Source organism: Streptococcus parasanguinis, assembly GCF_001074805.1.
Classification (GTDB): domain Bacteria; phylum Bacillota; class Bacilli; order Lactobacillales; family Streptococcaceae; genus Streptococcus; species Streptococcus parasanguinis_A.
The window spans coordinates 1-14,356 of sequence record NZ_JUPI01000043.1 but is presented as its reverse complement, the minus strand read 5'-3'; the positions used below and the strand labels follow the sequence as shown (position 1 = coordinate 14,356).

12 protein-coding genes are annotated in these 14,356 nt (G+C 47.0%); 10 read left to right on the top strand and 2 right to left on the bottom strand.

The window, feature by feature from the left end; translation table 11 throughout:
• Positions 1–252: 252 nt before the first annotated feature.
• A complete protein-coding gene (locus ADI76_RS03055; protein ID WP_049514718.1) occupies positions 253–735 on the bottom strand; it encodes a glutathione peroxidase in 483 nt (160 codons plus the stop codon).
• A 159-nt stretch (positions 736–894) separates the two neighbouring features.
• On the opposite strand from ADI76_RS03055, the gene rexB reads away from it, so the two are divergent.
• Genes rexB through ADI76_RS03040 form a run of 3 tightly spaced genes read left to right on the top strand, consistent with a single transcriptional unit; the run spans position 895 to position 8,144 of the window.
• Positions 895–4,161, top strand: a complete 3,267-nt coding sequence (gene rexB, locus ADI76_RS03050) for an ATP-dependent nuclease subunit B (RefSeq protein WP_049514717.1) — start codon at positions 895–897, stop codon at positions 4,159–4,161.
• Complete coding sequence (gene addA, locus ADI76_RS03045; RefSeq protein ID WP_049514719.1) at positions 4,158–7,823, top strand: helicase-exonuclease AddAB subunit AddA; 3,666 nt, start codon at positions 4,158–4,160, stop codon at positions 7,821–7,823. Before rexB ends, addA begins: the two co-directional genes overlap by 4 nt.
• A 3-nt stretch (positions 7,824–7,826) precedes the next feature.
• Positions 7,827–8,144, top strand: a complete 318-nt coding sequence (locus tag ADI76_RS03040; protein WP_049514716.1) for a DUF4298 domain-containing protein — start codon at positions 7,827–7,829, stop codon at positions 8,142–8,144.
• A 284-nt stretch (positions 8,145–8,428) separates the two neighbouring features.
• Here ADI76_RS03040 and ADI76_RS10735 read toward each other — a convergent pair whose 3' ends face one another.
• Positions 8,429–8,599, bottom strand: a complete 171-nt coding sequence (locus tag ADI76_RS10735) for a DUF3042 family protein (protein WP_003002781.1) — start codon at positions 8,597–8,599, stop codon at positions 8,429–8,431.
• 83 nt (positions 8,600–8,682) lie between these two features.
• Here ADI76_RS10735 and miaA point away from each other — a divergent pair, with 83 nt between their 5' ends.
• The 7 genes from miaA to ADI76_RS03005 are packed head-to-tail and all read left to right on the top strand — an operon-like array spanning position 8,683 to position 14,240.
• Entirely contained in the window at positions 8,683–9,570 is an 888-nt protein-coding gene (gene miaA / locus ADI76_RS03035; protein WP_049514715.1) for a tRNA (adenosine(37)-N6)-dimethylallyltransferase MiaA, read from the top strand.
• Positions 9,563–10,810, top strand: a complete 1,248-nt coding sequence (gene hflX / locus ADI76_RS03030) for a GTPase HflX (protein WP_049514714.1) — start codon at positions 9,563–9,565, stop codon at positions 10,808–10,810. The genes miaA and hflX overlap by 8 nt, the downstream gene beginning before the upstream one ends.
• Entirely contained in the window at positions 10,794–11,423 is a 630-nt protein-coding gene (locus ADI76_RS03025; protein WP_049514713.1) for a cystathionine beta-lyase, read from the top strand. Before hflX ends, ADI76_RS03025 begins: the two co-directional genes overlap by 17 nt.
• 3 nt (positions 11,424–11,426) lie before the next feature.
• Positions 11,427–12,356 (top strand): ribonuclease Z, encoded by a 930-nt coding sequence (gene rnz, locus ADI76_RS03020; protein ID WP_003011107.1) that lies wholly within the window; start codon positions 11,427–11,429, stop codon positions 12,354–12,356.
• A gap of 1 nt (position 12,357) precedes the next feature.
• The gene (locus ADI76_RS03015; protein ID WP_049514712.1) at positions 12,358–13,113 is read left to right on the top strand and encodes an SDR family NAD(P)-dependent oxidoreductase; all 756 of its coding nucleotides are present in this window, start codon (positions 12,358–12,360) and stop codon (positions 13,111–13,113) included.
• Between the two features lie 10 nt (positions 13,114–13,123).
• Positions 13,124–13,834 (top strand): class I SAM-dependent methyltransferase, encoded by a 711-nt coding sequence (locus tag ADI76_RS03010; RefSeq protein WP_049514711.1) that lies wholly within the window; start codon positions 13,124–13,126, stop codon positions 13,832–13,834.
• Between the two features lies 1 nt (position 13,835).
• Positions 13,836–14,240: a GNAT family N-acetyltransferase gene (locus ADI76_RS03005; RefSeq protein WP_049475311.1), complete on the top strand. Its 405-nt coding sequence runs from the start codon at positions 13,836–13,838 to the stop codon at positions 14,238–14,240.
• The last annotated feature ends 116 nt before the right edge of the window (positions 14,241–14,356 follow it).

The following is a 14,356-nucleotide window of genomic DNA, read 5'->3' as shown; positions in this document are numbered from 1 at the left end:
GGTGAGTACGGACGTTAGGTGAAATTATCCAGTGGATGATTTCAGCAATCCAGGAAGTTCCATGACTAATTATTGAGCCCCTTCGCTCTTTAATTTCTGGGCTCAGGCTAAAACAGTTTCCCAAACTGTTTTACTCTCAAAATTCCTGAGTGCCTGAAACGTTATTGTTTCAGGCACTTTTCTCACAGCGGAAAGTCTCGAAAATAAATAGCCATTCATCAAAAAGCCTGACTTCACTTTCAAGCTTTTTGCTTATTTCTCAAGTAAGTCTTGGATCAAGTCTTCCATGGCAGCTGGTTCTGTTTTGGAGGAGAAGCGTTGGGCGACTTGGCCTTGTCGGTCGATGACAAATTTTGCGAAGTTCCATTCGATGCGTTTGCCCAGTGGCCCAGCTGCTTGGCTTTTGAGCCAGTCATATAGAGGAAGGGCTTCTTTACCATTAACCTTGGCTTTAGTGAATCGTGGGAAGGTGGTCTGGTAGTTGAGGCTACAGAAGCTACTGATTTCTTCTGCCGTTCCTGGTGCCTGCCCCATGAATTGGTTGCAGGGGATGTCCAGGATTTCCAGTCCTTTTTCCTTGTAGCGCAGGTAGAGATCTTGAAGTCCTTGGTATTGCGGGGTCAAGCCACAGCCTGTTGCTGTATTGACCACGATGAGGACCTTGCCTTGGTAGTGGGAAAGGGGAATCTCCTCTCCTTGTTGGTTTTCTAAAGAAAAATCATAAATGCTGGTCATAGGTGGTATCCTTTCTGTCTCTTCAACTTTTATTGTAGCATAAATCTCCTAATATTGGGCCTAGAGGAGCATGACTTCTTGCTTTAGTCCCTCCTGTGAAAATGATATAATAAGAAGATAACAAGCTCTCAAGAAAATGCCAAAAGGAGAACGGATCGGATGAAATTACTCTATACGGATGTTCGGACCCCCTTGACCCAGGTCCTGACACAAGAAGCCGTAGGGTTAGTAGAACAGGGCAAGCGTGTGTTTTACATTGCGCCCAACTCTCTTTCCTTTGAAAAAGAAGCCAAGGTCTTGTCCTATTTAGAAGGTCAGGCTTCTTTTGCCATTACCATCACGCGCTTTGCCCAAATGGCCCGTTATTTCATCCTGAACCAGGTCTTTGAGGAGCAACCCTTGGATGATATCGGTCTCGGCATGCTATTTTTTAAAGCTCTTTCCCAGATGAAGGAGCAGGATCTCAAAGCTTACGGGGCCCTGCGCAAGGATCCTCAGTTTATCCAGCAACTGGTCCAGCTCTATCATGAATTGCAGACAGCCCAGATGGATTTTACCGATTTGGAGTTGCTCGAGGAAGCTGAAAAAAGAGAGGACCTCTTGGCGATTTTTGAAGCGGTCTCTGAGATGCTGGTCCAGCACCAGTATGAATCCCAGTCCAAGATGGCCTTTTTCCTCAATCAGGTTGAAGAAGGGCAGCTGGAAGAGCAATTACAGGATGTGGCGATCGTTGTCGATGGCTTCACGCGTTTTTCTGCAGAAGAAGAGGCCTTGATCAGTCTCCTTCACCGAAAAGGAGTGGAGATTGTCATCGGAGTCTATGCCAGTGAAAAAGCCTATCGGGCAAGCTTTAGAGAGGGCAATCTTTACCAAGCCAGTGTTGACTTTCTCCTTCAGCTGGCAAAGACTTTTGAGGTACAGCCTCAGTATTGTGGGCAAGCACTCGAAGACTCTTTTAGTCGCATTACCCGCATGCTAGAAGCGCGCTACGATTTTTCACAAGTGGAAAATGAGCTGGAGGACCAAGATCGAACAGCGGTCCAACTCTGGCAAACCAATACACAAAAAGAAGAGTTGGAATTTGTTGCTAAATCCATCCGTCAGCGTCTTCATGATGGGGCCCGCTATCGGGATATTCGGGTCTTGTTAGGCGATGTGGAAGCTTATCAACTGCAACTCAAGACCATTTTTGATCAGTATCAGATCCCCTTTTACTTGGGACGAAGTGAAGCTATGGTCCACCATCCCTTGATTCAGGTCATTGAATCGCTAGGGCGGATCAAACAGTTCAATTACCAGACAGAAGATGTCATCAATCTATTGAAAACGGGTCTGTATAGTGATCTGACGCAAGCAGAAGTCGATGCTTTTGAGCAATACCTTCGCTTTGCGGAAGTAAAGGGTGCTACAAAATTTCACAAGCCTTTTACTAGCAATCGTCAGGGCAAGTTTAATTTGGAAAAGCTTAATACTCTCCGAGAACGCGTCGTAGAACCTCTAGTCCCTTTCTTTTCACAGCGCAAACAAAAGGTGACCCAACTCTTAACCACCTTTACAGAGTTTCTGCAAGAGGCCCAGCTTTCTCAGAATCTCCAAGCTTTGATCAAGGATCTAGCCTTGGAGGAGCAGGAGCGCTATGACCAGGTCTGGAAGGCCTTTCTCCATGTCTTAGAGGAGTTGAACCTGGTCTTTGAGGACCAAGAGCTGACCGTAGATGACTTTTTGGCCCTTCTCTTATCGGGGATGCAATTGTCTCAATACCGGACAGTTCCTGCTACGGTCGATGTGGTGACGGTTCAGTCCTATGACCTGATTGAACCCTTGACAGCACCTTATGTCTATGCGATCGGGCTAACCCAGGAGCGTTTTCCAAAGATTGCTCAGAACACCTCTCTACTCAGTGAAGAAGAGCGCCAGCAGCTCAATGAGGCCACCCAAGAAGAAGCAGAGCTCCAGGTGGTGACCAGCGAAAATCTCAAGAAAAATCGCTTTGTGGCGGTTTCGCTCCTCAATGCGGCGACCAACCAACTTGTCTTATCGGCCCCCAGCTTGGTCAATGAAATGGAAGATAGTGTCTCTCCTTACCTTGTAGAATTGGCCAAGGAGCCCATTGCCATCGAGTGGACAACCAAACAAGCCCAAGCTTCGAGTGATGACATTGGGACCTACCGGGCCCTTTTAGCGCGCGTGATCGAACTCCATCAAGAAGAAATTACGAGTGAGTTGTCTCCTGAAGAAGCCAGCTTTTGGGGTGTGGCCGTACGGGTCTTGCGCAAGAAATTAGCCGCTGAAGGCATCCAGATTCCTCAGATTTCAACGGAATTAAAGAGCCGTCAGCTTCAGTCGGATACGCTTCAAGCGCTCTATCCAGAGGGCAAAGCCTTGACCTTATCCGCTTCTGCTTTGAATGAATACTACAAGCACCAGTATGCCTTTTATCTGCGTTATGTCTTGGGCTTACAAGAAGACGAAACCATCCGGCCAGACGCCCGCAGTCATGGGAATTTCTTACACCGGATCTTTGAAAAAGTCTTAAAAGATAGCTCCGATCAAGCGTTTGATCGGCGTTTAAACGAGGCGATTCGAGAAACGACTCAGGAAGCAGAGTTCCAGCAATTGTATGGAGAAAATGGAGAGACCGAGTTTATTCGCAACTTGCTTCTTGATACCGCGAAAACAACGGGGCGTGTCCTCGCCCAGCAAAATGGGATCGAGACCATCGGTGAGGAGACCCTCTTTGGGGGGAGCACCCACACCTCTTATCCATTGTCCGATGGCCGTCTCCTGCAGCTACGAGGCAAGGTGGACCGCATTGATCAATTGAGGGATCGGGGAGCCCTCGGAGTCGTGGACTATAAGTCCAGTCTGACGCAGTTCCACTATGACAAGTTCTTTAATGGACTGAATTCTCAATTGCCGACCTATCTCTCTGCGATTCAGGATTTGAAGGAATACAAAGAGGAGCAGGGGATTTTCGGAGCTATGTATTTGGAAATGGGAGATCCCCTAGTGGATCTGAAAAAGACCAAGACAGTAGAGGATGCCATCAACCAAACCATGAAAAGTCAACAGTACAAGGGGCTCTTTATGGTAGATCAGGCACCTTATCTGGGCGAGGCCTATGACAAAAACAAGGCCATGATGCTGAGTAAGGAAGAACTGGACTTGCTTCTCTTGTACAACGCTTATCTCTATAAAACAGCAGCAGAAGGGATCCTCAAGGGGCAATTTGCCATCAATCCCTATAGTGAAAATGGGCGCAATATCGCACCATATGTGGAGCAGTTTAAATCCATCACAGGATTTGAAGCCGATCGTCACCTGGGTCAGGCACGGTTCTTGACCAAACTAGACCAAAAAGGCATACGCGGTGAAAAGGTGAAAGCCGCTTGGATCGAGAAGATGAAGGAGGTCTTGAACAAATGATCAAACAAGCATTTTTGACAAGAGAAGAAATCAAGGCCCTTCAGGACCAAGAGGCAGCTTCTACCAAAGAGCAAAAGCGGACACCAGAACAGATCGATGCCATCTATAGTTCGGGGACCAATATCTTGGTGTCGGCCTCTGCTGGATCAGGAAAGACCTTTGTCATGGTGCAAAGGATACTGGATCAGATCCAGCGAGGCATCTCGATTAAGGAGCTCTTTATCTCGACCTTTACGGTCAAGGCAGCAGGGGAGCTCAAGGAGCGTTTGGAAAGTGAACTTGGAAAAGCCCTGCAAGCGAGCGATGACCCAGAGCTCAAGCAACACCTGGCCCGTCAAATCGCAGATGTCGCCACCAGCGATATCGGAACCATGGACTCTTTTACCCAAAAGGTCCTAACGCGCTATGGCTATTTGCTTGGGTTGGCGCCTCAGTTTCGCATTTTACAAAACGCTAGTGAGCAACGCCTCTTACAAAATGAAGTCTTTCAAGCTGTTTTTGACCGCTATTACCAGGGGGAAAACCAAGAAGCCTTTGTGCAGATGGTCAAGAATTTCACGGGGCAGCGCAAAAATTTAACCTTGTTTAAAGAACAGGTCTATCAGATCTATGACTTTCTTCAGTCAACCAGTGATCCGGAGAAATGGCTGGAGGAGCATTTCCTAAAAGGTTATGAGGAGACTGATTTTGAACAGGTTGAAGGCGATCTGATGGAGAGCATCCAGCAGGCCCTTTATGAGGCAGAAAGCTTTTTTGCCTTTCATTTGTCCAATGAGGGCCAAGCATTTGGCAAGGCCAAATATTTGGAAGCTGTGCAAGAGGTGCTCGATCAGATTGGAAGCCTGACAGGTCGCACCAATAAAGAGCAACTGACTTCTGTCCTAAAGGCGGTCGTGGCGATTAGCAGGGCTTCAAATGGGGGGGCCTTGACCAACAGAGCCCGTAAGGAAGAGTTGAAAGAGTTAGTCACAGCCTATAACCAGGATAAAACCATACATATCAATCGCCTCAGAGATTTGGGAAATCAGCTCTATCAGCTGGAATTTCAACAAACCTTCCACCAAGAAGAAGGCCCCATGCTCTCCTTGCTTCGGGATTTTATCAGAGACTTTGCTCGCGCTTATCTGGAGCGAAAAATCCAAGAAAAAGCTTATGAATTTGGGGATATCAGTCATTTTGCGATTCAAATTTTAGAGCAATTCCCAGAGGTGAGACAAGCCTATCAAGAGCGCTATCATGAGGTCATGGTCGATGAGTACCAGGATACCAACCACACCCAAGAGCGGATGTTGGATTTGCTGTCAAAGGGCCACAATCGCTTCATGGTGGGAGATATCAAGCAATCCATTTATCGCTTCCGTCAGGCAGATCCACAGATTTTCAATGATAAATTTAAAGCCTACCAAGAAGAAGGGGCGAAAGGGCGGTTGATCCTCCTCAAGGAAAATTTCCGGAGTCATGTGGAGGTATTGGACGCGACCAATGATGTCTTTCGCCATTTGATGGACGAAGAGGTGGGCGAGATTGACTACAATCAAACCCACTATCTGGTCGCAGGAAGCGACAAGCAGCGGATGGCCTTGCCACAACATCGGGCAGAATTTTTGCTTTATGATGGCTCCCAAGACCAGGAAGAAAAGACCGAAGACGAGGAAGCTCCTCTTGGAGTCGAGACGATTTCCAAGGGAGAAATTCTCCTGGTCATCAAAGAAATTTTACGTCTCCATCGGGTAGAAAAAGTGCCCTTTAAAGAGATCACGCTCTTGACTGCGACTCGAACGCGAAATGATGCGATTCTGGAAGCTTTTGACCAGTACCATATTCCGATTGTGGCAGATAGCGGACAGGCGCATTATCTTGAGTCACTGGAAGTGATGGTCATGTTGGATACCTTGCGGACCATTAACAATCCCTTGCATGATTATCCCTTGGTTGCTCTCATGAAATCACCCATGTTTGACTTTGATGAAGATGAATTGGCACGGATTTCCTTGCAGACCCTTCCAGAGCAAAAGCAAATGGCTTTCTACCACAAGGTCCAGTTAGCCCTTGAAAAGACTGCAGAGCATGCAAATCTGATTGATGCCAAGCTCTCAGCTAAAATCGAGAACTTCCTCAAGGTTTTATCTACTTGGCGGGCTGCTGCTAAGACCCATTCGCTCTATGATTTGCTTTGGAAAATCTATGAGGATCGCTATTACTATGACTATGTCGGCGCCCTTCCAAATGGGACCCAGCGCCAGGCCAACCTCTATGCCTTGACGCTTCGGGCCAATGATTATGAGAAGGCCAGCTTTAAGGGTTTGTCGCGCTTCATTGCCATGATCGACAAGGTGATCGAAAATGAACACGATTTGGCCAGCGTTCCCCTTGCAGCACCAAAAGATGCCGTCCAGCTCATGACCGTCCATAAGAGTAAGGGGCTGGAATTCAAGTATGTCTTTATTCTCAATATGGACAAGGCCTTTAACCGCAAGGATCAATCGGGACCGATTATCCTCAGTCGTCAAAAAGGGATTGGCTTTAAATATGTTGCGAACCTGCCGGTTGAGACAGAGAATCCAGCTGCTCCAGAATCCATTCGCCTGCAGATCGAAACGCCTTGCTACCAACGGAACGTGGAAGAAACAAAATTGGCCACGATTTCTGAGCAGATGCGTCTTCTGTATGTCGCCATGACACGGGCTGAGCTCAAGCTCTATCTTGTCGGAAAAGTCCGGGAGGACAAACTGCGTGATACTGATTGGGGGACTAGTCGCAATGGCAAATTGGATCCAGAGAAGCGAAAAGAATGGACCTCTTATCAGGACTGGCTCTTTGCTATTCAAGATGTGTTTACCAAGAATACCCTGGCCTATGACACGCGTTTTGTGACAGATGAAGACCTGACACCAGACCAGTTGGAACCACTAGAGAAGGAGAAGGATTCCCGGCTTGATCAGCTCAAGGATGTCCGTCAGTCAGAGGATATTCGTCGGGCCTTGGATATCTTGGAAAATGTTGATCGGCTCAATCAGCTCTATGCTCCGGCCATTCATTTGCCAAGTGTCCGTACTCCAAGTCAGATCAAGAAATTCTACGAACCGGTCATGGATGCCAATGGCGTCCAAATTATGGATGCAAAGACTGTGACGCCTGAGTTTGAGCTGCCAACTTTTGGTCAAGAAAAGGCCGTGACAGGAGCCCAGGTCGGTAGTGCCGTCCATGAACTCATGCAGCGCGTGCCTCTTGAAGAAGAAATCAAGTTGGATACGCTGCATCAAGCCTTGGAGCAAGTTCAAGCAGAGCCAGCGGTCAAAGCCCGCATCAAGCTAGAGGCCATCCTTGCTTTCTATGAGACGCCTTTGGGGACCTTGCTTCAAAAAGAAGCCTCTCGAGTCCGTCGCGAAGCTCCCTTTGCCATGCTGAAGAAAGATCCAGCTAGTGGTGAGGACTTTGTCGTGCGGGGGATCTTGGATGGTTATTTGGTGCTAGAAGATCGGATCCTTCTCTTTGACTACAAGACAGATCACTATAAGTTCCCTAGCCAATTGGTCGAACGCTACCGAGATCAGCTCGATCTCTATGCAGAAGCTCTTCGCCGTTCCTATGGCCAAGAGCACGTTGAAAAATACCTGGTACTTTTAGGTGGCCCTCATCTAGAAGTAGTGAAAGTGGAGTAACACATGACAATTGCAAAGGAAAAAATTGAACGCATCCAAAGGATGGAAGGTTATTTGAATGACTATGCTAAGACTTTGGAAGATACAAAAAAAGCAGTGGATAGACTAAAAGAGCATCAAGAGAGCTATATCCAACTGCGCAATTATTATAGTAGTCAGGCCTATTTTGACGACTTGGACTTGTCCAATCAAGCTGATTTTCCAGCCGATCTTCCTTGTGGTGTCTTGTCTGAAGATGCCGTCTATGATTTGTTAGACGAGCACTTTCAGATGGGAGTGGAGCTCTTGGAGATCGCAACGAAAATGATCAAAGAACGGTGAAATCATTCTTTATATTTTATCTTTCCCTAGGTGACGACGGACACTAGCGAACTTCTACGAAGTTCCATAGCTAATTATTGAGCCTAGGGTCTCAATAATTCCGAGTACCTGAAACAGATTCTGTTTCAGGTACTTTTGTCACTGCGGAAAGAAAAATATATAAATGACAAAGTGTATTGTAGGATTACTTGACTAATTCATTGGACATTTCAACTGACTTATTAAAATGTAAAAGCATCGAATAGACACAAAAAAGCTCCGGTTTCCCGGGGCTTTTTGTTGGATTAGTGTGAGACACGACGACGTGCTGCTTTTTTGCGGTTTTCTTCGATGAAAGCTGCTTTTTGTTCTTCAGGCTCGATTACTTTTTTCTTGAATGTGTAAACTGCACCTGCGACAGCAGCAACTGTACCAGCAACACCAGTAACAAAACCTTTACCAAATCCTTTAGCCATGAGAATTTCTCCTTTTCTGAACTTTAAATATTTATGTTATAATATATGGTAACGAAAAAACGTGAATTTTGCAAGGAAAAACGATGAAAACCAAGATAATTGTGATTGTGGGACCGACCGCGGTTGGAAAAACAGCTCTTGCGATCGATTTGGCGCAAGCCCTCAATGGTGAAATCATCAGTGGCGATAGTCAGCAAGTCTATCGCAAGCTGGATATTGGAACTGCCAAGGCGACACCAGAAGAGCAAGCTGCGGCTCCCCATCATTTGATCGATGTGCGGGAGGTGACCGAGTCTTACTCGGCTTTTGATTTTGTAAGAGAAGCTAAGACTGCGATTGAGAATATCACAGCCCGAGGCAAGCTCCCCATCATTGCAGGTGGGACGGGCCTCTACATCCAAAGTCTTCTCGAAGGCTATCATCTTGGTGGTGAGGTTCCCCATGAAGAGATTCTGGCCTATCGGGCTCAATTGGACTTGCTTTCGGATAAAGACTTGTACCAAAGGGTGACGGAGCAAGGACTTGTGATTCCTCAGCTCAATCGTCGTCGGGCCATGCGGGCACTTGAAATTGCGCATTTTGGGAAAGACCTAGCAAACGAAGAGACGGACTATGAACCCTATCTGATCTGTCTAGATGATGAACGCTCCTTGATCTATGATCGCATCAATCGTCGAGTAGATCGCATGCTAGAGGAGGGCTTACTGGATGAAGCTCGCTGGCTCTATGACCATTATCCAGATGTGCAAGCTAGTAAAGGGATTGGCTACAAGGAACTCTTTCCCTACTTTAAGGGGGAGCAAAGCCTTGAAGAAGCCAGTGAGATTCTCAAGCGCAATACGCGTCGTTTTGCCAAACGGCAGCTGACCTGGTTTCGAAATCGAATGGAAGTGACCTTTTACGCCATTTCTGCCCCCCGTTTCAAGGAGCAGGTTCTTGCAGATGTAAAGGAGTTTTTACAGCATGATTGAAACAGAAAAAAAACAAGAACGCATCCTTTTGGTCGGTGTGGAACTTCAAGGCATGGACAATTTTGACATGTCTATGGAGGAGTTGGCGAGCCTGGCTAAAACAGCTGGTGGAGATGTCCGGGGCTCCTACACACAAAAGCGGGAGAAATACGATACCAAGACCTTTGTCGGCTCAGGAAAACTAGAAGAAATTGCTCAGATGGTCGAAGCAGATGAGATTACGACCGTGGTGGTCAATAACCGCCTGACGCCCCGGCAAAATGTCAATTTAGAAGAAATCCTTGGGGTTAAGGTCATTGACCGGATGCAGCTGATTCTAGATATCTTTGCCATGCGGGCTAGGAGTCATGAAGGGAAGTTGCAGGTGCACTTGGCCCAGCTCAAGTACCTCTTGCCACGTCTTGTCGGTCAAGGGATCATGCTCAGCCGTCAGGCCGGGGGAATTGGATCTCGTGGACCAGGGGAAAGTCAGTTGGAGTTGAACCGCCGGAGCGTTCGCAATCAAATCACCGATATCGAGCGCCAGCTTAAGGTAGTTGAAAAGAACCGGGAAACCCTTCGTGAAAAACGCTTGGAATCACCTGTCTTTAAGATTGGTCTGATCGGCTATACCAATGCAGGAAAGTCGACCATTATGAATCAGCTGACCAGTAAGAGCCAGTATGAAGCCGATGAACTCTTTGCGACCTTAGATGCCACAACCAAGAGCATCCATCTAACAGGCAATCTGCAAGTGACGCTGACCGATACGGTTGGCTTTATCCAAGATCTACCAACAGAGTTGGTATCAAGCTTTAAGTCGACCTTGGAAGAAAGTAAGAATGTAGACCTCCTGGTCCATGTCATCGATGCGTCTGATCCCAATCATGAAGAGCATGAAAAGACGGTGCTTTCGATCATGAAGGACCTGGATATGTTGGAGATTCCTCGCTTGACGCTTTACAACAAAGCAGATAAAGTAGCAGACTTTACACCAACCCAGACACCTTTTAGCTTGATTTCAGCGCGCTCTGAGACAGCCCGTGAAGATCTCCAGGCTTTGCTTCTAGAAAAACTGAGAGAACTCTTTGTTCCCTTTACCATTCGCGTTCCCTTTTCAAAATCTTATCAGACACATGATCTAGAAACAGTAGCGATCATTGACCAGCGCGAATTTGAAGAGGATGTCGAGGTCATTCAAGGCTATATCGCAGAGAAAAATAAGTGGAAGTTGGAAGAATTTTATGACGGATTACGTTGATTTAGCAATAAAATATGGAGGCTATACCAGTCTCGATCGAGTCTATCTGACCAATCTTTTAAGCACGATCCCTGAGGAATTGCGTCTCCGTGTGATTACACCTCCGCCAAGTGTGATTAACGCTTATTTCGCTGAGCTCTATCAAAAGAAGAGCCCCAAGGAGGCCATGGATTATTTCTTGGACTTGAGCCGGGCATTTGACTTATTCACAGTTCAGCAAAGCTTTGATGAACGGAAGCCTTTTATCCGCCTCAACTTATCAGGGAAGTCTTATGGCTTGGCTTACGTAAATGAAGTGTTAGCCTGTGTCTTTGCTGAACATCCAGCAGAGGAAATCGCCCCTTCGATTTTATTCGAAATTGCAGAGATCTTTCCACATTGTTTGGTCTTTGAAAAAGATGGCAAGATCTGTCTGCAAGAGGCCGGCCCAGAAGTGGTCACAAAAACAGAAGCCCTCTCAGCTCTGACTGACTTGATGACCTTGGAAGATGGACGCTTGAAACTGTCAGGATATAACCAAGAAGAGCTCCTCGAGTTAGCGCAAGCCTACCCAGGCAACCTTTCTTTCCGTTCAGAGAACCGGACGGCCATGATTTATATAGATAGAAAGTAGACAATGGACATTCAATTTTTAGGAACGGGAGCTGGGCAACCCTCAAAAGCCCGTAATGTATCGAGCCTAGCGCTCAAATTGCTGGACGAGATCAATGAAGTCTGGCTCTTTGATTGTGGCGAAGCGACACAGAATCAAATTTTAGAAACGACTATTCGTCCGCGAAAGGTTAGCAAGATCTTTATCACTCACCTACACGGAGACCATATTTTTGGTTTGCCAGGATTCCTCTCTAGTCGGGCCTTTCAGGCCAATGAAGAGCAGACGGATTTGGATATCTATGGTCCAGTAGGCATCAAATCCTTTGTGATGACTAGTCTTCGCGTATCAGGCTCTCGCCTGCCTTACCGCATTCATTTTCATGAATTCGATGAACATTCTCTGGGCAAGATTTTAGAAACCGATAAATTTACGGTTTATGCGGAGGCTTTGGACCACACCATTTTCTGCGTGGGTTACCGGATCATGCAAAAAGACCTCGAAGGAACACTGGACGCAGATAAGCTGAAGGCAGCGGGTGTTCCCTTTGGGCCGCTCTTTGGTCAGGTTAAAAATGGCCAAGATGTCACCCTGGAAGATGGGACTAAGATCATTGCAGCGGATTATATTTCAGCCCCTCGGCCTGGTAAGATTATCACGATCCTCGGAGATACCAGAAAGACGGATGCCAGCGTCCGCCTTGGAGTCAATGCGGATGTCTTGGTCCATGAGTCTACCTATGGCAAGGGCGATGAGAAGATTGCTAAGAAACACGGTCACTCGACCAATATGCAGGCGGCAGAAGTAGCGCGTGAAGCTGGAGCCAAGCGTCTTCTTTTGAACCATATTAGTGCTCGCTTCTTATCAAAAGACATCAGCCAATTGCGCAAGGATGCGTCCAGCATTTTTGAAAATGTCTATGTCGTCAAAGATTTGGAAGAAGTGGAGATCTAAGATGCGAACCATTCTCATAACAGGAGCAAGTGGAGGCTTGGCCCAAGAAATGGTCAAGCTCCTTTCTGAAGATCGGCTGATTCTCCTAGGTAGAAATCAAGAAAAAATGGAAAAGCTCTATGCCAGTCATCCTCAAGCTGAATGCATCGGGATCGATATCACTGATTCCTTAGCCGTCCAAGATTTGGTAGAAGAGCTCTATCAGCGCTATGGACAGATCGATATCTTGGTCAATAATGCAGGCTATGGGATTTTTGAGGATTTTGATCGCATTTCTGACCAGCAGGTGCGAGAGATGTTTGAAGTCAATACCTTTGCCCTCATGCAGCTTTCACGCTTGATGGGTGCGCACATGAAGGAAGCAGGCAAGGGGCACATCGTTAACATTGTCAGCATGGCAGGTCTCGTCGCAACAGCCAAATCCAGCCTTTATTCGGCGACTAAGTTTGCGGCCATTGGCTTCTCCAATGCCCTGCGGTTGGAACTCATGCCTTTTGGTGTCCATGTGACGACGGTTAATCCAGGCCCCATCCGGACCACTTTCTTTGATCAGGCAGACCCAGACGGAAGCTATGTCAAAGCTGTGGATCGCTACATTTTGGAACCAGACTTTGTGGCTAAGAAGATTGTTAAAAACTTTGGAAAACCAAAACGTGAGCTCAATCTTCCTTGGCTTTTGAACCTGACCCACAAGCTCTATACCCTTTTCCCACGCATCTCGGATAAGATAGCTAGCAAGATGTTCAATTTCAAATAGGAGGAGATCGATGGCCGCAAATATTCAAGCCTATTTAGAAAACCTTCGGCAACCCTGGGGACAGATCTATTATGATATCCTTTTTGAACAATTACAGGACATCAATGGGAAGCGAGTGCTTGATTTCGGCAGTGGTTTTGGCCTTGTAGCCAACCACCTGGCGCAAGACAATCAAGTCCTTGCTGTGGAACCCAATGAGGAAATGGTGGCCTTGCGGGCCCAGGACCGTCCCTACCAGCAACTCGTCGGGAGTCTGGACCAGATAGAGAGCTTTGAAGATGCCAGTTTTGATGTCATTCTCTGCCACAATGTCTTGGAGTATGTGGAGGATCGCAAGGTGGTTCTAAAGGCATTCACTCGTCTCTTGAAACCAGGAGGCCTGCTCTCTATCGTCAAGCACAATGAAGTTGGCCGCGTCCTGCAGACAGTCGTCTTTGAAAATGATACTCAAAAGGCCCTTGATCTCCTAGCAGGTCAAGACCTGGAAACCCACTCCATGGGTTTGGCCCAGGCCTATGATCTCGGTGCAGCAGTAGAAGACTTAGCCCTTGAAGTTCAGGATTACCAAGGGATCCGATTCTTTTATGCCTTGCAGGACAATCGCTTCAAGGGCCAAGAAGGCTGGCGAGAGTCTATGCTCAAGATGGAGCTGGCCGTTTGCCAAGAGTCCCCTTACCGGGATATCGCCTTCTTCCAGCACTATAGGTTAAAAAGGAGTTAAGATGTTAGATTATAAAAAAGAAATTCCAGCGATGACAGACCTACTCGCACTCTACAGCTCGGTCGGATGGACTAATTATACCAACAACCCAACTATGCTGGAACAAGCTGTCAAAGCCAGTCTCTGGCAGTTGGCCGTCTATGATGAGAAAGAGCTCGTCGCCTACATTCGCTTGGTAGGTGATGGCTACTCGGTTATTTTTGTGCAGGACCTTTTGGTAAGACCAGATTACCAGCGTCAAGGTATCGGAAGGAGACTCTTAACAGAGGCTTTAGCGACCTTCCCTACTGTCTATCAACGGCTTCTTGCCACTGAACGTAGCGAGAAAAATCTAGCCTTTTACCAGTCACTAGGCTTTGTCGAACTTTCAGAGCAAGCCTGTACAGGGATGATTTATATGAAATAAAGAGAGTGGGACAGAAATTGGTAATTCGTTAGAATTCGATTTCGTCGTCCCAGCTCCGCACAGTTGAGTAGGGCTGTAAAAGCTGATAAAATCAGCGTAGTAGAGCCCACTCAACC

Excerpts from the sequence above, each read along its gene's own strand:
- ADI76_RS03055 (WP_049514718.1), bottom strand. The coding sequence starts at position 735 with ATGACCAGCATTTATGATTTTTCTTTAGAAAACCAACAAGGAGAGGAG.
- rexB (WP_049514717.1), top strand. The coding sequence starts at position 895 with ATGAAATTACTCTATACGGATGTTCGGACCCCCTTGACCCAGGTCCTG.
- addA (WP_049514719.1), top strand. The coding sequence starts at position 4,158 with ATGATCAAACAAGCATTTTTGACAAGAGAAGAAATCAAGGCCCTTCAG.
- ADI76_RS03040 (WP_049514716.1), top strand. The coding sequence starts at position 7,827 with ATGACAATTGCAAAGGAAAAAATTGAACGCATCCAAAGGATGGAAGGT.
- ADI76_RS10735 (WP_003002781.1), bottom strand. The coding sequence starts at position 8,599 with ATGGCTAAAGGATTTGGTAAAGGTTTTGTTACTGGTGTTGCTGGTACA.
- miaA (WP_049514715.1), top strand. The coding sequence starts at position 8,683 with ATGAAAACCAAGATAATTGTGATTGTGGGACCGACCGCGGTTGGAAAA.
- hflX (WP_049514714.1), top strand. The coding sequence starts at position 9,563 with ATGATTGAAACAGAAAAAAAACAAGAACGCATCCTTTTGGTCGGTGTG.
- ADI76_RS03025 (WP_049514713.1), top strand. The coding sequence starts at position 10,794 with ATGACGGATTACGTTGATTTAGCAATAAAATATGGAGGCTATACCAGT.
- rnz (WP_003011107.1), top strand. The coding sequence starts at position 11,427 with ATGGACATTCAATTTTTAGGAACGGGAGCTGGGCAACCCTCAAAAGCC.
- ADI76_RS03015 (WP_049514712.1), top strand. The coding sequence starts at position 12,358 with ATGCGAACCATTCTCATAACAGGAGCAAGTGGAGGCTTGGCCCAAGAA.
- ADI76_RS03010 (WP_049514711.1), top strand. The coding sequence starts at position 13,124 with ATGGCCGCAAATATTCAAGCCTATTTAGAAAACCTTCGGCAACCCTGG.
- ADI76_RS03005 (WP_049475311.1), top strand. The coding sequence starts at position 13,836 with ATGTTAGATTATAAAAAAGAAATTCCAGCGATGACAGACCTACTCGCA.